This window comes from Xanthobacter wiegelii, assembly GCF_043193855.2.
Taxonomy (GTDB): Bacteria; Pseudomonadota; Alphaproteobacteria; order Rhizobiales; family Xanthobacteraceae; genus Xanthobacter; species Xanthobacter flavus_A.
Map to the genome: position 1 here is coordinate 1,335,929 of NZ_CM195529.1, position 19,993 is coordinate 1,355,921.

The 19,993-nt window shown below is 67.8% G+C and carries 16 protein-coding genes; 4 read left to right on the forward strand and 12 right to left on the reverse strand.

Annotated features, from left to right (window positions below; translation table 11 throughout):
• Position 1: 1 nt before the first annotated feature.
• The 4 genes from V5F63_RS06145 to V5F63_RS06160 all read right to left on the reverse strand — a co-directional run bounded on the left by V5F63_RS06145 (position 2) and on the right by V5F63_RS06160 (position 6,253).
• The gene (locus tag V5F63_RS06145) at positions 2-1,684 is read right to left on the reverse strand and encodes an APC family permease (protein WP_394102548.1); all 1,683 of its coding nucleotides are present in this window, start codon (positions 1,682-1,684) and stop codon (positions 2-4) included.
• Positions 1,685-1,916: 232 nt separating this feature from the next.
• Positions 1,917-4,214: a trimethylamine N-oxide demethylase gene (locus V5F63_RS06150; RefSeq protein ID WP_394102549.1), complete on the reverse strand. Its 2,298-nt coding sequence runs from the start codon at positions 4,212-4,214 to the stop codon at positions 1,917-1,919.
• Positions 4,215-4,727 carry a flavin reductase family protein gene (locus V5F63_RS06155; protein ID WP_245327409.1) on the reverse strand — a complete coding sequence of 171 codons (513 nt, stop codon included), beginning with the start codon at positions 4,725-4,727 and terminating at the stop codon, positions 4,215-4,217.
• Positions 4,728-4,849: 122 nt separating this feature from the next.
• A complete protein-coding gene (locus V5F63_RS06160; RefSeq protein ID WP_245327413.1) occupies positions 4,850-6,253 on the reverse strand; it encodes an acyl-CoA dehydrogenase family protein in 1,404 nt (467 codons plus the stop codon).
• Positions 6,254-6,653: 400 nt separating this feature from the next.
• Between V5F63_RS06160 and V5F63_RS06165 the strand changes: the two genes are divergently transcribed.
• Complete coding sequence (locus V5F63_RS06165) at positions 6,654-7,784, forward strand: aminomethyl transferase family protein (protein WP_394102550.1); 1,131 nt, start codon at positions 6,654-6,656, stop codon at positions 7,782-7,784.
• 15 nt (positions 7,785-7,799) lie between these two features.
• Here V5F63_RS06165 and V5F63_RS06170 read toward each other — a convergent pair whose 3' ends face one another.
• Both V5F63_RS06170 and V5F63_RS06175 read right to left on the reverse strand, forming a co-directional pair.
• Positions 7,800-8,891: a helix-turn-helix transcriptional regulator gene (locus V5F63_RS06170; RefSeq protein WP_209488113.1), complete on the reverse strand. Its 1,092-nt coding sequence runs from the start codon at positions 8,889-8,891 to the stop codon at positions 7,800-7,802.
• Between the two features lie 78 nt (positions 8,892-8,969).
• Positions 8,970-9,935, reverse strand: coding sequence for a ring-cleaving dioxygenase (locus V5F63_RS06175; protein ID WP_394102551.1), 966 nt, complete (start codon positions 9,933-9,935; stop codon positions 8,970-8,972).
• 308 nt (positions 9,936-10,243) lie between these two features.
• On the opposite strand from V5F63_RS06175, the gene V5F63_RS06180 reads away from it, so the two are divergent.
• The 3 genes from V5F63_RS06180 (at position 10,244) to queD (ending at position 12,508) form a co-directional block, all read left to right on the forward strand.
• Positions 10,244-11,404: an alpha/beta hydrolase gene (locus tag V5F63_RS06180; protein WP_394102552.1), complete on the forward strand. Its 1,161-nt coding sequence runs from the start codon at positions 10,244-10,246 to the stop codon at positions 11,402-11,404.
• A 76-nt stretch (positions 11,405-11,480) separates the two neighbouring features.
• Entirely contained in the window at positions 11,481-12,116 is a 636-nt protein-coding gene (gene queE / locus V5F63_RS06185) for a 7-carboxy-7-deazaguanine synthase (RefSeq protein WP_394028973.1), read from the forward strand.
• A gap of 35 nt (positions 12,117-12,151) precedes the next feature.
• Entirely contained in the window at positions 12,152-12,508 is a 357-nt protein-coding gene (gene queD, locus V5F63_RS06190; protein WP_209490271.1) for a 6-carboxytetrahydropterin synthase QueD, read from the forward strand.
• A 7-nt stretch (positions 12,509-12,515) separates the two neighbouring features.
• Here the strand turns inward: queD and V5F63_RS06195 are convergent, their stop codons facing one another.
• From V5F63_RS06195 to V5F63_RS06220, 6 genes are all read right to left on the reverse strand, one after another.
• On the reverse strand, positions 12,516-13,076 hold the full coding sequence (locus V5F63_RS06195) for an NADPH-dependent FMN reductase (protein ID WP_394102553.1): 561 nt from the start codon (positions 13,074-13,076) through the stop codon (positions 12,516-12,518).
• A gap of 95 nt (positions 13,077-13,171) precedes the next feature.
• The gene (locus V5F63_RS06200) at positions 13,172-14,305 is read right to left on the reverse strand and encodes a DUF1513 domain-containing protein (RefSeq protein WP_394102554.1); all 1,134 of its coding nucleotides are present in this window, start codon (positions 14,303-14,305) and stop codon (positions 13,172-13,174) included.
• Positions 14,306-14,321: 16 nt separating this feature from the next.
• On the reverse strand, positions 14,322-15,413 hold the full coding sequence (locus V5F63_RS06205) for an imelysin family protein (protein WP_209488119.1): 1,092 nt from the start codon (positions 15,411-15,413) through the stop codon (positions 14,322-14,324).
• A 48-nt stretch (positions 15,414-15,461) separates the two neighbouring features.
• A complete protein-coding gene (locus tag V5F63_RS06210; RefSeq protein ID WP_394102555.1) occupies positions 15,462-16,709 on the reverse strand; it encodes a di-heme oxidoredictase family protein in 1,248 nt (415 codons plus the stop codon).
• A complete protein-coding gene (locus tag V5F63_RS06215) occupies positions 16,709-18,181 on the reverse strand; it encodes a multicopper oxidase family protein (protein WP_245327417.1) in 1,473 nt (490 codons plus the stop codon). The genes V5F63_RS06210 and V5F63_RS06215 overlap by 1 nt, the downstream gene beginning before the upstream one ends.
• Positions 18,182-18,205: 24 nt before the next feature.
• Complete coding sequence (locus tag V5F63_RS06220; protein ID WP_394102556.1) at positions 18,206-19,480, reverse strand: imelysin family protein; 1,275 nt, start codon at positions 19,478-19,480, stop codon at positions 18,206-18,208.
• Positions 19,481-19,993 lie beyond the last annotated feature (513 nt).

Sequence of the window (19,993 nt, forward strand, 5' to 3'; positions counted from 1 at the left end):
TTCAATAGACCGCAATGCTGCGGGCCACGATGATGACAACGGCGCCGGCCACGAGGGCGAGGTAGGGCAGCATCCCCGCCCGCGTGGAGGCACCGGGTTCGGCCTTGAGGTGCATGTCCTCCATCATCGCCGCCGGGAACTGGCCCTTGTCCGTCACATAGTGCCGGAAGAGGAACACCGGGATGATGGCGGCCGATACGATGAGCCCGGTCACCAGCGTGCCCGCGCCCCAGATGTCGGCACCCATGCCAAGCAGGAACAGGTTCACGTAGGCGAGCACCGTACCCATGCCGATGAGCCAGACGGGAGCCTTGAAGGGGCGCTCCCAGGTGGGACGATCGATGCGGTGCATCCAGGCGGAATTCAGGTTCAGGAAGTTGAACAGAATGTAGCAGACGTTGGAGATGGCGAGGATGAACACGTAGTCCGACATCATCAGCAGGATGAGGTTGAAGCCGAGGTCCGTCCACATGGCGCGGGTGGGGGCGCCGTTCTCGTTTACGTGGCTGAGATACTTGGGCAGCCAGCCGTCCACGGACGCCTGGTAGAGCGTGCGGGAGGAGCCGGCCATGGAGGTGATGATGGCCAGCATCAGCGCGAGGATCAGCATCACCACGATCACGGTGTGGACGATGGGTCCGCCCTTGATCATGTCGGCCATGGCGCTCGCCACACCCATGCCGGAATAGATGTCGGCGGAGAGGATGCCGGAATAGACCGCCGGCGTCGTGACCGTGCCTGAGGCGTCCACCACCGCCGGGGTCACGAGCTGGCCGAGGCCGAGCACGCCCTGGAAGGAGATGGGCACGATGGTGAACACAAAGATGCACAGAAGGCCCGAATAGAGGATAGCCTTGAAGGTATCCGTCTTCGGGTCGCGGAACTCGCGCGTGTAGCAGACCGCGGTCTCGAAGCCGTAGGTCGACCACGCGGCGATGAAGAGGCCGCCGGCCATCAGGGTGAGGCCCGCCATGTTCCACTCGCCGGCGATCACCTTGCCCGCCTCGTCCTTGGCGAGCGGCGCGAACGGCCCGAGATTGGCGGCGAGCACGTCGCCGGTGATCAGCGGCACGAGGCCGATGAGGATCAGCGGCAGCAGCGCCACGACGCCGAGGATGACCTGCACCTTGGCGGTCTGGCTGATGCCGCGATGCTGGATGGCGAAGGCGACGAGCAGCAGCACCGCGCCGAGGAGGAAAGTGGCGTTGATGCGCAGCGCGAGGCCCGCCTTCAGCCAGCCGAGATCGACCAGCGTGAGCTGCCAGGTGTTGATGGCGGCGTCCGGCGCGAACAGGATGGAGAGCACATAGCCCGCCGCAAGGCCTGAGCCGATGGACAGAACCGGCGACCAGGCGAGCCAGTTGCACCACACCGAGAACGGCGCGAGCAGCTTGCCGTAGCGCACCCAGGCGATGGCGCCGTAGACCGAGGCGCCGCCCGACTTGTGCGGGAACAGGCCGGCGATCTCGGCGTAGGAAAAGGCCTGGATGAAGCCGAAGATGATGGACAGGATCCACACGAACCAGGCCGGCGCGCCCACCGTGGCGCCGATGGCGCCAATGGAGAACAGCACGAGGGCGGGCACGCCGCTCGCGATCCAGAACGCGCCGGTCCAGCTGATCTTGCGTTGAAGCGAGCCGGCCTCAGGCGCGGCGACCGCTTCATTGGTTGCGGTGATGCTCATGATTGTCCCCTCGTTATGGCGAGGGAGTTTCCAGATAAGAAAAAAATTTGTCAACGAAGATATAGACGTATCGTTACGTCATTGCGAGCTTATTTTGGCGCCAGATGCTGCCCAATGAGTAGTCGCGCCAGAATTGCGGAAACAACAGCATGCCCGGGCGTCGCACCTTTATTCAGGCGCGCCGGGACGATACTGCAGTCTTCAGGTCCGCCATTCAGGCGGGTCGTCTCATTCAGGCTCGGACCCGGGTCTTCTGCGGATCAAAATGGGGGAACGGCACGATTTCGGCGCCGATGCGCTTCCTCAGTCCATCCAGCTTGCCGATCTCGATGGCGGTGCCCACCGCCGCGTGGGCGACATCGATCCGGGCGAGCGCGATCTGGCCCTTGAGAATGGGCGAGCGGGTTGCGCTGGTGACGACGCCCACCTGCGCCCGGCCGACGAAGAGCGGGTCGCCATGGCCCACCGCGTCGTTGCTCTCGATCTTGAGCCCCACGAGCTTCTTTGCCGGGTTCGCCTTGCGCCGCGCCAGCGCCGCCTTGCCGACGAAATCCTCGTCCTTGTCCGCCACGGCGAAGCCGATGCCGGCCTCGTAAGGGTCGGTCTCAGCGCAGAAGTCGTAGCCGGCGAAGACCAGCCCGGCCTCGATGCGCAGCATGTCCAGCGCGGAGAGGCCGAGCGGCTTCATGCCCTTCGGCGCGCCCGCCGCCCACACGGCCTCGAAGAGCGCCTTGCCGTCCTTGGGATGGCACCAGATTTCAAAGCCCAATTCGCCCGTATAACCCGTGCGCGAGACCACCAGCGCCGGTCCGGTCGGCCCGCCGAGGCGGGCGACGGCGAAGCGGAACCACTTCAGCTCGGTGATGGCGGGCTGGGTGGCCCCGGTCCAGATCACCTCGGACAGGATTTCCCGCGCCAGCGGCCCCTGCACGGCAATGTTGTGCAACTGGTCCGTGGACGCGCGCACATGGACGTTGAGGCCCCATTCCGCCGCCTTGGTGCGCAGCCAGGCGCCGGTAAATTCCTCGCCGCACACCACCCGGAAATTGGTCGGCGACAGGCGGAAGACGGTGGCATCGTCAATCATGCCGCCGTGGTCGTAGCAGAGCGCGGTATAGACCACCTGCCCCACGGCGAGCTTGCGCATATCGCGCGTGACCGTGCGCTGGAGCAGGATTTCGGCGTCCGGCCCCGTCACCTCGAACTTGCGCAGGGGGGACAGGTCCATCACCGCGGCCTTCTCGCGGCAGGCCCAGTATTCGGCGATCGGCCCCTCGCTGGTGAAGCAGGTGGGCAGCCAGAAGCCGCGATACTCCACGAAGTTGCGCGTATAAGCGGCAAGGCTCTGGTGGAAGGCGCTCTCGCGCGTCAGGCGCGGCTCGGCGTCGGCACTCATGCGGAACGCGATCCCCTTGGAGAAGTTTTCGGTGCCGTCGTAGACGCGCACATGGATGTCGGTGGGCTCCCAGCCATTGGCGGGGTCGATGTCGTCGGCGCAGGAGGAGGTGGCGCACACGAGGTCGGTCAGCGCCTTGAGCAGCACATAGTCGCCGGGCCGCGACCATGGCTCGTCCATGGTGATGGCGTTGGTGTGGTCCACGGCCGTATTGTAGAAGAAGTTGATCGCCGGCCAGCCGGCGCGCTGGCGTATCCCCAGCGGCGCGAGCACGGCGTTGAAATTGTCCGTGCAATTGGCGTGGCCGGGATAGCCCATATCCTCGTAATACTTCGCCGAGCAGGCGAGGGCGAAGGTGTCGTGGCGGCCGACCGTGTCGCGGATCACCTCCACCAGAGGCAGCTGGCGCTCGTCATAGTATTTGGAATAGAGGCCCGGTCCCGGATAGGCGGCGCCCATCAGCGTGCGGGTGGTGGTGGCGTCGAGGCCGTATTCCGCGCCCTTTTCAAGCGCGGCGGCGTCGAAGGCGAGGAAGTCCGCGCACTGGCGGCCTTCCACGTCGATGATCTGGATGTAGTCACCCGCCTTCACTTTGTAGGCCCGGGCTTCGGCCGCCGGGACGCGCAGGTCGAGCTTCGGTAGCGCGAGCGGGGCGGGGAGGGGACGGCCCCGGCCCCGGGCGCGGGTGACGGTGACGATGAGATCGGTGGGCGCGTCCTGCGCGTCCGGGGACATGGGGCCGCCGGGGGCGGCGATCACCACGAGCACATCTGCCCGCGCGGCGATGTCCGCCGTCGCGCCCGCGCCGCCGTCTCCCGACAGCACCGTCCGCCCCGCCAGCGATGCCGGCGCGAGGCGCATGTCCGCCAACAGCCGGGCGACCTCCGCGCTGCCCTCTCCCCCTTGTTCCAGAAGCGCAGGCAACGTCTCGACGCCGGCGCCCTCCCAGCCTTCCACCGCACCCATGTCGGTGACGAAGACCAGCGCCGGCTGGAGCCCTTCCGGGTCCAGCACGGTCAGCATGTCTCCGGCGCCGAGCGTGAGGGCGGCGAGGCCGCCGCCGCGCACCACCACCCGCTCGCGGGCGGCGGCGGGCGAGGCGGAAGGACCGGGGGGAAGGAGGGAGGCGTCCATTCACCCCTCTTGAGCGATGGCCGCCAGCAGCCGGTAGCTGCCGCGGTAATAGAGCAGCGGATCGCCCTCGCCCTCGGCGTGCAGATGCACCACCCGGCCGACGAAAATTACATGGTCGCCGCCGTCGTAATGGGCATAGGGCACGCACTCGAAGACCGCATGGGCGGGCACGAGGCGCGGCGCACCGGAGGGGCCGATCTCCCACGGAGTCGCGGAGAACTTGTCCTCGCCGGAGCGGGCGAAGCGGTTGGAAATCTCCTGCTGGCTCTCCAGCAGGATGTTCACCGAATAGGCCTTCACCCTCTCCAGCCGCGCCAGCGAGTGCAGCGAGCGGGCCATGGAGAAGAGAATCAGCGGCGGGTCCAGCGAGACGGAGGAGAAGGAATTCACCGTCACGCCGATGGGGCCGTCCTCGTCCTGCGCCATCACCACCGCGATGCCGGTGGCGAAGCGGCCGAGGGCGTTGCGCAGTTCGCGCGGGTCGAAACGGGCGTCGAGATCAATGGTCGTCATGGCAAGGTACTCTCTGAAATGCGACAGCCCGTCCATGATAATCCCCTTCGATGGCGGGCGCGCGGGTCCTCGCCCCCTCCTGAGCGAAGAGGGGGCGAGGCTCCGCGTGATGGCGTCCCGCGTCACGCCACCTTGGCCGGCTGAAGCTCGGCCAGCAGCTTTTCGGCGAAGGCGCGCTTCTCCGCCTCGTCCATCTTCTTGATCTCGTTGTTGAGCACGCGCTCGTTGATCGACTTGTTCCAGTAGTCCAGCGAACCGAAGCCCAGCAGCGCGGCCTTGCCGACGAACTGGCGCAGCACTTCGTTGGTGGGACCCATCACCCAGCCGGCCTTGCCGTCGCGCAGATAACGCTCGATCTGGAGCGCCGGGCGGAAGCCCGTGCCGCCGGTGGCGTGGAGCATCTTGTCCACCACATGGGCGACGTTCTTGGCCGCCTCGAACTTCACCTGCCACAGCCAGTGAAGCAGGGTGGAGCGGGGCAAAGCGTCGATGTCCTTGTGGATCGACCAGTCGCAATTGTTTGTGACGGAATCCAGCGCCTGCGCCATCTGGTAGTCGAAGGCACGGCAGGCATTGGTGTCCATGATCGCCTCGCCCACATAGTCCTGGATGGTGGGGTAGTCGGCGACGCGCATGCCCACGTCATTGTGGGTCTTGCGGGTGGTGTGGCGCTTGGCGATGTCGATGACCGCCAGCGAGATGCCGTTCCAGCAGGCCGATGAACAGGTGAGGAAGAAGGGGTCGACCACCTCGTCGTTGGACTTGGCACCATCGCCGACGGGACCGACCAGGGCCTCCTTCGGCAGCACCGCATTCTCCACCACGATGGGGCCGGACTGGTTGCCGCGCAGGCCGAGGCCGTCCCACTCGGAGGGGTTGGCCTTCACCTCGTCCTTGGTGACGAGGAAGCAGGAGAGGTCGGAATAGTCGCCGGAGAAGCCGGGGCTGGTGGTCTGGACGATGTACCAGTCGGCGAAGCCGCCGGAGGTGGTCCAGGAGGCCTTCTTCGTCACCTTCCAGCCGTCGCCATGGGCCTCGGCCTTGGAGGAGATCGGGTACCAGAAGTGCGAGCCGGTCTCGGGATCGGAATAGGAGAGCGTGCCGATGAGCACGTCGGTGTCCAGCCGCTTCAGGATGTCGGTGAGCAGCGGGTTGTCGTGGTGGCGCAGCAGCGCGGCGGCCACGGCGCCGAGGTGCATGGTGTAGCACATGGCGGTGGAGGGGCAGCCGTAGCGGGCGATGGTCTCCACCACCATGGCGGCGCAGACATGGTTCTGGCCGAGGCCGCCGAGTTCCTTCGGCACATTCAGGGAGAGAAGGCCGAGGGTGGCGAGCGCCTCGAAATTCTTGCGCGGGTAGACGTAGTTGGCGTCGCTCTCCACGGCGTTCGCGCGCAGCGTGGTCTCGCACAAGGCGATGAGCTTCGCCTGCAAGTCCTTCTGCTCGGCGCTCAGCAGCCACTGGGGGTCCCACTCGAAGCCGAGCCCCCAGAACTCTTCCTTGCCCCACATCTTCGTCTCGGACATGTCTCAAGCTCCGCCCGGGCCGGCACGCGGGCAGTCCCCGCGGCCGTCCCTGCCATTTGCGATCACGCTGTGGCGCGCCTGTTCCCCTCAGTGAACTTTTTTGACGCGGTAGAAACGAGAGTGCCACGGACCAATTCCGGTGCAAGCCCATTAATTGAGCGAAAACGGCTCCGGATGTGATCGTGAACTGGGCGTTCCATGGGGCTGCCTCGCTTTCATGTGCCGCCTTTCGCGCCATGCTACCAAAGAAATTTCTTCTCAGGAAAAGTAATTGACAGAATCCGCTGCCCGCCATCAGGATGCGCTCGTCGCGGCGCGTGGCCGGCCCCGAGGGCCGCCGAGCCCGCCTGCCTTAACGACGGGCCCGGCGCACGGGCCGGCATCCTTCAAGAGAGGGCACATGACCAGCGCGACCATTCTGCGCCAATCGATCCTCAACGACCGTCACCGAGACCTCGGCTCCAAGCTTGAGGAATCCTGGAACGACATGGCGATTCCCCAGCACTACGCCACCGACCCGTATGTGGAGACGGAGACGGTGCGCACCCGGGCCGGCCTCTTCGATGTGTCGGCCCTGAAGATCATCGACATCGGCGGCCCCGACGCGCTCGCGTTCCTCAACAAGCTGCTCACCGCCGACATCGCCAAGATTCCGGCTGGCCGCTCCATGATCTCCTCCATCGTCGATGACGAAGGCGGGCTGATCGACGACGTGCTCGTCTATGTGGACGGGGACGGCACGTTCCGCCTCTCGCACGGCGGGGGGGCGCTGGAAGAGGCGTTGCCGGTGGTGGCGGAGGGCTTCGATGTCACCTTCGCGCGGGACAACGATGTCCATATCCTCTCCCTGCAGGGCCCCCTCGCCCTCGACATCCTCTCCCCCCACACGCCCATGGATCTGAAGGCGCTGCCCTATTTCGGGCATGGCAAGACGACCCTGTTCGACATCCCGGTGTCGCTCGCCCGCGGCGGCTATTCGGCGGAGCGGGGGTATGAGGTGTTCTGCGCGGCGAAGGATGCGGTCTTCCTCTGGGACAAGATCCTTGAGGTGGGCAAGCCCTTCGGCGCCATGCCGGTGTCGTGGGACTGCCTCGACATCGTGCGGGTGGAAGGCTCCCTGCTCTTCTTCCCCTTCGACATGCCGCACAAGGACACGACGCCCTTCGAGGTGCTGATGGACTGGTCCGTGGACCTCTCCAAGCCGGATTTCCGCGGCAAGGCGGCCCTCCTCGCCCGCAAGGGCACGGAACGCACCCACCAAGCGGGTCTCGAAGTGCTGGCGGCCAAGGCGATCACGCCCGGCGCGAAGATCTTCAAGGACGGCGCAGAGGTGGGCGTGGTGAATTCCACCACCTACAGCCGCCATCTCATGAAGTCGCTGGCGCTGGTCTCGCTACGTCCGGACGTGACTGCGCTCGGTACCGCGCTTACCGTCACCGACGGCGACGAGAGCTTCGAGGCGACCGTGGTGCGCACGCCCTTCTACGACCCCATGCGGCTGCGCACGCATCCGCTGGAAGAGCGGGCCTGAGCCGAAGGTTGGAAATCAGGGCTCCGGCGGGCTGAACGGGGTGCGTAGCAGCGCCACCAACTCGGCCTGCCGGTGCACGCCGCATTTGCGGAAAGCGGATTTCAGATGGGCGCGGACGGTGAATTCCGTGCTCCCCAGTTCCAGGGCGATCGCATGGATCGACCGGCCGTCGCACAGCAGGCGCGCGACCTTCGCCTCGGTGGGCGTGAGGTCGAACAGTGCCTGGAGGACAGCCGATGCCGGTGTCCGGTTATCGCCGATCTCGCTTGCCACCAGCAATGCGCCGGCGCCGACGAAGATGTCGTGCGCGTTGCGCCGCACGGGCACCACGTGAAGCACCAGCGGGGCCTGCCCCTCCGTCGGCCGGATGGGGATCGAGCCCACCGTGGTGGACCAAAGATCCCGGCGCAGGCGGGCCACCGCTTGGGCCATCAGGGCATCCGCATTTCGGTCCATCAGGGCAATGCGGTCGCGCCGGTCGAGCACGACCCGCCCCAGCAGGGGGGCAAAGGGCGCGTTGGCGTCGATCATCCGCCCTGAGGCGTCGATGGTGGCCGCCGCGACGCCCAGGGCCGAGAAGGCTTGGAGCGTCGCGTTGAGGCGCTCCAGCGCGAGGCGGATGGAGGTGACTGCGGCCCGCGAAACATGCGGCCGGAGCCGGTACAGCCAGTCCACCGCCGCGTCGTCGAAGGGCGCCTCGGTGCCCGGCTTCTCAAGGCTGAGCGCCACGTGGGCGCCATCCGGCATGGGCATGGCAAGGGCCGCCGACCAGCCGACCCCAAATGAGCGCAACGTCTTGAAGTAAGGGAGCGTCTCGATCTCGTCAGGGGTGAAGAGGTCGCGGTCGAGCACCACCGGCATGTCGGGCCGCGCGAGAGCCCGTTCCAGCCGCGGATTGGACGCCATGCCACCTTGCGCGCCCCATTTTGCGAAGCGCTCCACAAGGCCCGGTGAGGCGAAGCCGCGCAACTTCCCGCCCCTGTTCATCAGCATCACCGCGCCGATGCCGCCGGCCTGCAGTCCGCACCCTTCGATGGCCTGCGGCCAGAACTCCGGCAGGACGGCCGCCTCATAGAGGCCATCCACCACATCGAGCTCGTCCACCATCCAACCCTTGCCCTATCCGCCGTGCGCCGGTTGCAACCCGGAGCACGGCGGAGAATACCACAGCGTGTGAAACGCGAGCTAGAGCGGCTTCAGCCCGGCCTCGATGGCAGCGCGGCGGCCCTCCAGGAAGGGCGGCAGCGCGAGGCGTTCGCCGAGGTGGGCGGCGTCCTCGTCGGCGGCGAAGCCGGGACCGTCGGTGGCCAGCTCGAACAGCACGCCGTTGGGCTCGCGGAAATAGAGCGAGCGGAAGTAGAAGCGATCCACCATCCCGCTGTTGGGGATGCGCAGCTCCTTCAGCCGCCGCGCCCACTCCTCATACTGGTCGAAGGTGGTGACGCGGAAAGCCACATGGTGCACCGCGCCCGCGCCCTGTCCGGCGGGTGAAAGGCCCGGCTCCACCTTCACATGCACCTCGGCGGCGGGGCCACCCTCGCCCATCTCGAACACATGGATGGCGCGGCCGTCCTCGGCGGCATAGGTGCGCACCTCCTTCATGCCCATCACGTGGATGAGCACGGCGGCGGTGGGCGCGAGGTCCGGCACCGAGATCAGGATCGGGCCGAGGCCGCGGATCTGGTGCGCCTCCGGCACCGGGCTCTTGGACCAGGGCGTGCCCGGTCCCTTGCCGTCATCCACGATGAGCGCAAGGCGCTGGCCCTCGCGGTCCTCGAAGGGAAGCTGGTGGCGGTCATCGCGGGTCTCAATGCCGGCATGGGCGACACCCGCGTCGGTGAGGCGCGCCGCCCAGTATTCCAGCGCCGCCTCGTCGCGCACCCGCAGCGAGGTGCGCACGGCGGCATGGGTGCCCCGGTGCTCGCGCGGCACCGGCCAGTCGAAGAAGGTGAGGTCGGTGCCGGGGTTGGCTTCCCCATCGGCATAGAACAGGTGGTAGGCGGAAACGTCGTCCTGATTCACCGTCTTCTTCACGAGGCGCATGCCGAGCGTCTGGGTGTAGAAGCGGTGATTATAGGGGGCGTCGGCCGTGATGGCGGTGACGTGGTGCAGTCCGGTCAGGGGCCCGGTGGTCTCGGTGGTGTTTGCCATTGCGTCCTCCTCCGGCGTGCGGAGCCTGGGTATCTGTCTGCTGCCAGAGATAGGCGGACAGCCCCTCCGATACGAGAACCACGGGCGCAATCTGGGTTTGCCGGTTTGCAAGAAGATTGAGCGAAACAGGGGTCAATCACCTGCTTTCTGCAATCTGCGGTACCCGGGGGCGTGGCCGGCCTGGCGCCGTTTCACGGCTGTTCAGCATTTCGGGCGATCGCCGTTCATCCGCCTCATTGTTTGTGCCAAGACAACCCGTGATGCGGGGGCATGCGTTAGCGCGTGGCAGACTTCGGGGGAATTGGCGCATGACGTTGCGCAATCTGGCACTGCGCCTCATCGCGACCGCGACGGTGGTCATGCTCATCGCCGGCTGCTCCGATCGCCCCGGCATCGATGCGCTTGTCCCGGTCGCCGCTCCGCTGGCTGAAGGTGCGCGCGAGCAGGTGATCCTCGTCGCCTCCACCCGCGAACGGGACCCGCGCGCCGGCGTGTTCTTCAATGGCGAACGTTCCGCCCAGCTCAATTTCGCGAAGATCGACCTTTCCGTGCCGCCCACCCACAAGCCGGGCGAGATCGAGTGGCCGAAGAACGGGCTGGGCAATCCGGCCACCGACATGGTGGTGCGGGAGGCCGTCTACCGCGACACCGAAAGCGAGTTCCTGCGCGACCTGAAGAGCGAGCTGGCGCGCCGGCCTGCCGGCAAGCGCAACGTCTTCATCTTCGTGCACGGCTACAACACCATGTTCTCCGAGGCGCTGTACCGCCTCGCGCAGATGGCGACGGATTCCGATGCCCCGGCCGTGCCGGTCCTCTTCACCTGGGCCTCGCGGGCGACCACCGAGGGCTATGTCTACGACAACAACAGCGCCACCGCCGCCCGCGACCAGCTGGAGGAGACCATCCGCCTCGCCTTCGGCAGCGGCGCGGACCAGGTGAGCATCCTCGCCCACTCCATGGGCAACTGGCTGACGGTGGAGGCGCTGCGCCAGATCCGCATCTCCGGCAAGACGTTGCCGCCGAACAAGATCGGCAACATCATCCTTGCCGCGCCGGACATCGACGTGGATGTGTTCAAGACCCAGCTGCGCCGCTTCGGCAAGCCGCCGAAGCCGTTCGTCGTGGTCATCTCGCGGGACGACAAGGCGCTGGGCTTCTCCGAATTCCTCGCCGGCAAGAAGCCGCGGCTCGGAGAATACGCCAACGACACCGAGCTGGTCGAACTGGGCGCCGTCGTGGTGGACATGACCGACGTTAAGGCGCTCGACAGCTTCAACCACGGCAAGTTCGCGCAACTGGCGGAAATGGCGCCCCAGCTTCAGAGCACCATCGCCAGCGCCAGCGGAACGGCCACGTCCAACAGCGTGCAGATGCAGGGCGTGCGCATCACCGGCCTCGACCAGGCGCGGGCGGCCCAGTCGTCCGGCCCCGTCTTGCCGTCCCCAACCCAGCCGCCCGCCGCCCAATAGGACCCGGCCTTCGCAGGCGACCTATGCCCCGCCGGCGCTTCCCTCGCGGGCGCGTTCGGTCTAAAGGCGTCGCCTTATGGCCTATTCAGTCAAGGAAATGTTCCTCACCCTGCAGGGGGAGGGCGCGCAGGCGGGGCGTGCCGCCGTCTTCTGCCGGTTCGCGGGGTGCAACCTGTGGTCCGGGCGGGAGGAGGATCGCGCCGCCGCCCAGTGCCGTTTCTGCGACACCGATTTCGTCGGCCTGGATGGCGAGGGCGGCGGCCGCTTCATGGACGCTGAGGCGCTGGCGGATGCCATCGCGACCGTCTGGGGAGAGGCCGGCGCCGAGCGCCGCTTCGTCGTGTTCACCGGTGGCGAGCCGCTGCTCCAGCTTGATCCGGCAGCCATCGCGGCGGTGCATGCGCGGGGCTTCGAGATCGCGGTGGAGACCAACGGCACGGTTGCCGCGCCGGAGGGGCTCGACTGGATCTGCGTCAGCCCCAAGGCTGGCACCGAGCTGAAGCAGCGCGCCGGTCACGAGCTGAAGCTCGTCTTCCCGCAGACCGGGCTCGATCCCGCCGAGGTCGCGAACCTCCCCTTCACCAACTTCTTCCTCCAGCCCATGGACGGCCCGGATCGCCGCGCGAACACCGAGGCGGCGGTGGCCTATTGCCTCGCCAATCCGCGCTGGCGCCTGTCCGTCCAGACCCACAAGATGATCGGAATTCCATGACCACCCGTGACACCCCCGCGGCGCTGCCCGGCCGCGTGCGGATCACCCAGGGCTTCACCTTCGAGGCCGCGCACTTCCTGCCCAACGTGCCGGAAACCCACCGCTGCCGGCGTGTGCACGGGCATTCCTACCGCGTGGACCTCGCGCTGGAAGGACCGGTGGATCCGGTCACCGGCTTCGTGGTCGACTTCTTCGATGTGGAGAACGCCTTCGGTCCGCTGCTGAAGCAGCTCGACCATTATTGCCTCAACGACATCGACGGGCTGGAGAACCCCACCGCCGAGATCATCGCGGCGTGGATCTGGACGCGGATGAAGCCGCTCCTGCCCACGCTCGCGTCCGTGCGGGTCTACGAGACGCCCATGTCGTTCGCCGAATACGCAGAGGGGTGAGCGGGCCTCAGCCCTCCGCGTCCCCCGCCTTGGCCTTCTTCACGAAGGTGGCGAAGGCGGCAAGCTGCTTCTTGGTAAAGTCCAGCGTGCCCTGATCGGTGACCACGCCGTCCGTGATCTTGGTGTGGGCCTGGGAGACCATCACCTCCGGCACGTTCATGACGTGGGCGTTCACCGCCACCAGCACCTGCCGCAGGTGATATTGCGCACGCGCGCCGCCCATGCTGCCGGGCGAGGCGGACAGGATGAGGGTGGGCTTGCCGGAAAGCGGCTGCGGCTTCAGGCGCGACAGCCAGTCGAGCGCGTTCTTGAGGCCGCCGGGGACGGAGTAATTGTATTCCGGCGTCACGATGACGAGCGCATCCGCCGCCGCAACCTTCTCCCCCATGGCCGTCACCGGCGCCGGGAAGCCTTCCGCCTCGATGTCCCCGTCATAGATGGGGAATTCGGCGATGGAGGGCAGGATCTCCAGCGCCGTCCCCTCAGGCGCGATGCCCGCCAACGCGCGGGCCAGCGCGGCGTTGAGGGACCCCTTGCGAACGCTGCCGACCAGCACGACCCAGTTCATCGCCATTCTCCCGCTGCCCGCCACTCAATGCCCACCACGGGCACGATCCCGATAATGGCGCAAAAGCAGGAAGGTTGCGTGAGGGCGAATGAAAATCAGCCGATGCGCACCATGTGGTTGTCGTAGCGCGGCCCGCCGGTGCGCCGCGCGGTGATGGCGACACCCTCCCGCTCGGCCTTCACCACGATCACCTCGCCATAGCCAGACGCCGCGACGAATGTGCCCGCCTCCGCCCCCGACGCGAGGCCGCAGCCATCGGTGAGGGGGACCGCGCCGAGATAGCGCCCGTCCGCCTCCCACACGGCCACCTGGTTGCCGCGCGGGGTGGCGCAGGCGACGAAGCGGCCGGAGGGGTCATAGGCGACCGAGCCGACATAGCCGCGCAACGCCCGCCAAGCTGCATCCGGGGCATCGAAGGGGGAGAGCGCGCCATCGGCGGCGATGCGGAAGAGCAGGGGGCGGGCCTCGCCATCCTTCAACAGGTCCTGCGCCGCCACCACCGTGCCGCCATTGCCGTCGTGCGCGAGGTGGCGGAGCGACAGGCTGGCAAGGTCGGCGGAGGGCTTGCCCTCGCCGCGCACGGCGCCGGTCTGAGGATCGACGAGGGTGATGCCGGAGCCGGTCACCTCGGCGTCGCGCGCCTCCGGCGTGTTGGGTTCGATGCCGCCATTGGCGATGACGAGGGCAGCGCCCGAGCGCATCAGATCGTGCGGGCCGTCGCCGCCGCTCGACCATTCGTTGCGGATGGCGAAGCCGCCTTCCACGATCCGGACGGCCACGACGCCTCGGCCCATGGCGCGCATGCCGTCCGCCGGGCGCTCGATCTCATTGGTCAGGAACAGCCGGCCGTCCGCGGTGAAACGGCCGTGGCCGGAGAAAACGCGGCCCTCGCCCGGCCCGAAACTCGTGACCACGCCGGCCTTGCGCCGGTCGAACACGAGGGCGATGCGCCCCGGCCGCCGTCCCACTGCCACGGCAAGCGGGCCCACCGGGCTCGCCTCGATGCCGTGGAGCCGGACATCGGAAGGCGCCTCCGGCGTCGGGGCGAAGCCGGCGTCGAGGCCGATGGCTGCGAACCCCTCGCCCACGCCCGCCGTCGCCAGCCAGCCCTCGTCCAGTTCGGCAGCGCGCAGGTCGCCCGGCAAGGTTGCGGCGGCGAGGAGCGCGGCGCTGCCAAGCAGCAGGCCGCGGCGGCCTATGAGCGGGGCGTGGTCGAGGCGCGCGCGCATGTCCGTCGCTATCGCCTCAGTCGCCATCGAGGGCGTTGAAGCCCAGCGAGATGCCGAAATAGGAGGCGATGGGCTTGTAGACGGCGAGCTGCGCCGCCTTGAAGGTCTTGATGGCGGTCTGGATGCCTTGCGCTCCCGATGCGGTTGCGGCCGCGGCGCCGATGTCCGCGGGCAGCTTGTCGGCGGCGGCATCGGCGGCGGTGGCGGCCTTGGTCACCACCCACTGCGGCCGGCTCGGCAACTGCGCTGCCACCGCGAGGAGGAGCGCGTCGGCGCTGCGGATCATGTTGGCGGCGACACGGCCGGAGCGGCCGGAGCGCCAGCTGTCGGCGACCATCGGCTTGGCGTCCGAGGGGCCGGAGCCAAGCACGGGCAGCAGCTTGGTGTCGGTTACGCGCTGGTAGGCGCCGGAGAGGTCGGTGAGGATCATGCCGGGCAGGGCGCCCACATCCGGGAACAGGGCCGGATCGCCCTTGCCGGAGACGATGGCGCCAAGCACGCCGGAGGACTTGTCGCCCCACGCGGTGCGGATCTCGCCCGTGATGGCGGCGAGATTGTTGACGATGGCGGTGCCGAGCGCGCAGCGCCGCGCGGCCTCGGGGCCAGAGACGAGCGCCTCAGGGGCGCCGTCCTCATACAGCAGCCGCTCCAGCGCCGGCAGGCCCTGCACCGCCGCGCTCGATTGGGCGAAGCGCTCGGGCGCGAGGCGGGCGGGATCGCTGTCGGCGATGATCTCCGAGAGGCCACGGGCAATGCCGTTGCGTCGGTCCGGGAAGAAGGAGATGCGGTCGGCGCGGAGCGATAGGGTGATGGGGCCGAAGGTGATGAACTCCACCGCATTCCAGGCATCCGCCGCCTTGCCATAAGCCTCCTTCAGCGGCGCGACGCCCTCCGCCGAGGGGGTGGGGCAGAAGGCGGCCCAGGCTTTGGCCTGCTCGGAGGTGGCGGCGGCCAGCGCATCGTAGCGTGGCAAAAGCCAGCCCTCGATGAGCGGCACCGGATCGAGCTTCGGATCGGCCGCGGCCGCCGGACCGGTGCCGAAGGCGAGCGCGGCGGCGAGGGCCGCGCCGGCAAGGCGGAAAGAAGAACGGCGTGTGGCTTCGATCATGACGTCGATCCGCAATATCAGGTCCACACCGGCAGAAGCCGGCCAAAATCACAGGGACGAAATGTACCGCACCAGCTCCGCCCTGTCCTTGGGCGGCAGCGCGCCGAAGCGCCGCTGCGCGGTATCCGCCTCGCCGCCGTGCCAGGCGATCGCCTCCTCCACCGTCCGCGCCCGGCCGTCGTGCAGCAGGCCGGTGTTGGCGGCGATCGCGTCCGAGAGGCCGGCGAGCGGCGCGGTGCGCCATTGGGAGGCGCCGACGCCCGGCTCCGGCATGGTGTCGCCAAGGTCCGGCCCCATCTCGTGGAGCAGCAGGTCCGTGTACATGCGCGCCTCCCCGCCGCCCGCCATGGGCAGCGAGGGCCGGTGGCACTGGGCGCAGCCGGTGGAGGTGAACAGCGCGGCGCCGCGTTTCGCCTCGGCCTTTGGCAGGCCCTCTGGCTCGGGCTGGGGGAGGGAGGCGATGTAGGCCACCACCCTGTCCAGCAAGGCGGAGCCGATTTCCAGTTCGTCGTCCGCATCTCCGGACGTGGCGTTGGCATTGCCATGGAGCGCCGTGCGACAGGCCGTCTGCGTGGGCGTGCAATCGCCCCAGGGCTCCGGGTGGAAGCGGGTGGAAAGGCCGAGATCGAGGAAGAAGGCTTCCGCCGACTGCCGCGCGAGATCGGGCTGCGACGCCTTCCAGCCGAAGCGGCCGATGGCGGTGCTGCCATCGGCGAGGGTGACACGCCGCGCCATGCCCTTCACGCCGTCCACGCCTTTCGCCTGCTCCCGCTCCACCGCGAGGATGGCGGCATCCGGCACGGCGGCCAGCGCCCCCCGGCCCTTGAGGTCCGGCCCCACCCGCAGGGAAAGCCCACTCGCGGGATCGAGCGGGCCGTAGCCCAGCGCCTCGGGATGCGGCTTGCGGGCGATGCGGCCGTCCGGCAGCGGCGTATCGGTGACGCCGATCATCCCCTCGCCCGGAATGCCCGGCACCGCATCGATCTGGAAGCGCCGCCCGTAGACGGGATCACCGCTGCCGTCCGGCCGGCCGATCATCAGCACAAAGCCGCGCTCCGCCGTGCCGTGCTCCAGCCGGGCCGGGGCGCGGCGGTCCGCGGGATGGCAGGTGGCGCAGGAGCGGGCGTCGAACAGCGGGCCGAGGCCGTCGTCGCCGCGCGTCGAGGCGGGGGCGGGCACCCAGGGCCGCTTGAACAGCGCCTTGCCGATGGCGAGGTCCAGCCTGTCCAGCGTTTCGGCGGCGGCGGGCGTCGCGGAGAGGGCGGCGAGCAAGGCGAGGACAAACACGCGCCCCATCACACCACCCTGATCCAGCCCATGAGGCCGGAATCCATGTGCTCCAGGATGTGGCAGTGGAACACCCAGTCCCCGCTGGTGGCCCGGAAGGCGATCTCCACCGTCTCGTTGGGCTCGGTCATCACCGTATCGGCGAGATAGGGCGGGATGTCCTTCTTCTTGGAGGAGGACAGCACGCGGAAGACGTGCCCGTGCAGATGCATGGGGTGGACGTGCTTGGTGACGTTGCTGATGGAGACGATGTAGCTCGACCCGTCCTTCAGCGTCGCCAGCGGGGGTGGCAGGCGCAGGTCCGCGCCGGCGCCCCAGGAATTGCGGTTGATGGCCCAGAAGGTCTTGCTGCCGACGCAGGCGGAGGCGATGAGCGCCTTCGCCAAGGGATCGTCCGGTGGCAGCGGATCGCCGCTCACGATGGGGCCGGCGGCGGTCTGCACCAGATAGTCGATGCGGCTCGCGCGCTTCACGTCCGGCAGCGGCACCTTGGCGGCGGGCAGCGCCTTGGGGCGGAAGGCGGTCTTCTTGCGGCCCTTGTCCACCCCGACCAGCGTGGTCAGCAGATAGGGTTCGGCGGTGCGGTAGTCGTAGACCTTCACCTCCTCGCCGGGGCCGGGCATGCGCACATGCACGTCGATCCGCATGGCAGGGCCCATGCGCCAGATCTCGTTCGGCAGCCTGGAGAGGGGAAGCGGTGTCAGGGCCTGCCCGTCGATGGCGATGATGGCGGCGTCTTCCGTGTCGCAGCCGAAATCGATGGTGCGGGTGGAATCGGCGACGATGACGCGCAGCCGCACGTCGCCATAGGCCGGCGCCTCGACGCGGGGCGGCACGATGGAGCCGTTGGTGGCGCGCACCGTGCCGAAAGTGCCGGCGGTGGACGCGCCCTCGTCGGTGAACATCTCCAGCCAGCGGCCGTCTTTTTCGTCGAGCCGCCAGTCCTTCACCACGATGAAGTGCTCGGCATCGAAGCCGAGCTTCGCCTCGGCCGGATCGTCCACCACGAGCAGGCCGACGAGGCCACGGCCCACCTGGCCCGTCTCGTCGCAATGGGGGTGGAAGAAATAGAAGCCCGGATCAGGCAGGGGCACGTTGTAGGTGAACGTACCGCCGGCCGGGATCGGCGCCTGGGTGAGGGGCGAGACGCCGTCCGACAGATAGGGCACCCGCACGCCATGCCAGTGGACGGTGGTGAGGTCCGGCAGGCGGTTCTCGAAATCCACCATCAGCCGGGTGCCCACCGGCGCGCGCAGGGTCAGGAAGGGCGTGCCGTTATAGGCACAGAAGCCCTTGGTCATCGGCTGGCCCGGGCCGAGCAGCGGCATCTCCATCTCCGCCGCCGTGAGGGCGAGCCGGCGCACCGGCGCGCTCTTGGGCAGCGTGTCCACGGAGGCCGGCATGCGGCCGAGGGCGGAGGGGGCGAACCCCGCCGCCCCCGCAGCCGCCGCGCCCGCAAGGAGCGCCCGACGCGATATCATCGCGTCCATCCCATGGTCATCGTCTCAATTCTTCTTCACGGTCTTCGGGTTATCGAGGCTGTCGGAGCCTTCCATCTTGATCTGGAGCTTGAGGGCCGCGACGCCGCGCTCGATGGCGTGGGCCTGGGCCACCAGGGCGTCGACGCCGTCCTGGATCAGCTTGGCGCCCTTGGTGTTGCCCTCTTCGAGCATCTTGTCGTAGGTGATCTCGCCGGAATCCGCCACGTCCTTCAGTGCCTTGAGGGCGGCGAGAGCGGCGTCGGACTTGGCGTCGATCTCGTCGGCGACCTTCGGGTCGGCGGCGCGGACGAGGTCGGCGACGGAGGGGCCGGTGACCTTGGCGCCGTCCGGCTTCACGTAGGAGCCGTAATAGACGTTGCGGATGCCCACTTCGTCATAATAGTGCGCGTTCTGGGTGTTGTTGGAGAAGCAGTCGTGCGCCTCTTCCGGATCATGGAGGATGAGGCCGAGCTTCATGCGCTCGCCGGCGAGTTCGCCATAGGACAGCGAGCCGATGCCCGTGAAGATGGTGGCGAGGCCGGCCTTGTCGTTCTTCTTGACGAGCGCGGCGCGGGCCTTGCCCTTGGCGCCCCACAGGCCGGTCATCTCGTCGAGATCGGCGACGAGCGTTTCGGTGGCGACCTTGAGATACTGGCCGCGACGGTCGCAATTGCCGTTCGTGCAGTTCTTCAGGTCATAGTCGGTATAGGGGCGCTGGCCCTGGCTGGGCGTCGCGTTATGCAGGTTCTGGCCCCACAGCAGGAACTCGATGGCGTGCCAGCCGGAGCCCACGTTCGCCTCCACGCCGCCGGCCGAGTTGAGCTCATGCAGCAGCTTGGGCGTGATCTTGGTGACATCCACCGTCTTCTTGCCGATGCGGATGGACTTCGAGGCGATCACGTTTGCGGTGTAGAGCGGGTTCTCGTCCGACTTCTCGCCGTAGCTCTTCTTGTCCACGTAATCGATGAGGCCTTCATCCAGCGGCCAGGCGTTCACATTGCCTTCCCACTCGTCGACGATCTTGTTGCCGAACCGGAAGGCCTCGGTCTGCTGGTAGTAGACACGGGCCGCCTTCCAGGCGTCGCGCGCCTTGCCGAGGCTCTCGGCGCTGGGGGCGGCGAGGAAGGCCTCGATGGCCTTCTGCATGTCCTTGGCGGTGGAGGCCGATGTCCCGTAAGACACCTCGGCGAGGTCGGCGTAATGGACGATCACGTCACGCGGCTTCGGCGCCTGCGCGAGCACAGGGCTCGCGAACGCTGCGACTGACGCGATGACTGCGCCGAGAAAATGCGCGCGCATCGACCTTCTCTCCTTGAAATTCGCAAATGGGAACCGGTGCCCGGGCAAACCGGAACCAGGGCCTTTGCCCCGTCGGCGCGGAGAGTATGAGTCGGGCCGGTGGCGGGCAAGCGCTTGAGACAATAATAGAATTGTTCCATGTCCAGAGTGCGGGATATCGACTTGGGACTTTTAAGTCAAAGCGACGCATCCTTTAGTAGAGGACGTAACGTAACCCTGTATCCGCTGCCTCCCGAGCCGGTTCGGCGCGACGGGCTGCAAACGCTGGACCGGGCAGCATTCGGGTCCATCGCAGGCGCCTATCAAATATTGTCTACAACGCTTCCCGCGCAGTTCCACCTTTTCATTTGAACAGTTCCAAAGCTCTGCCATTGCGGTGACAGCGCGCGCCCGCGGGTGATAGGATTTCGTCATATTCCAATGGTTTTCGTCCCGGCGGCGATTTCTTCCGAAGGACGACGGCCTCAGGTCAGCGTTTGTGTCCGCCGATGCGGCGGCCACAGCCGTGGGGGA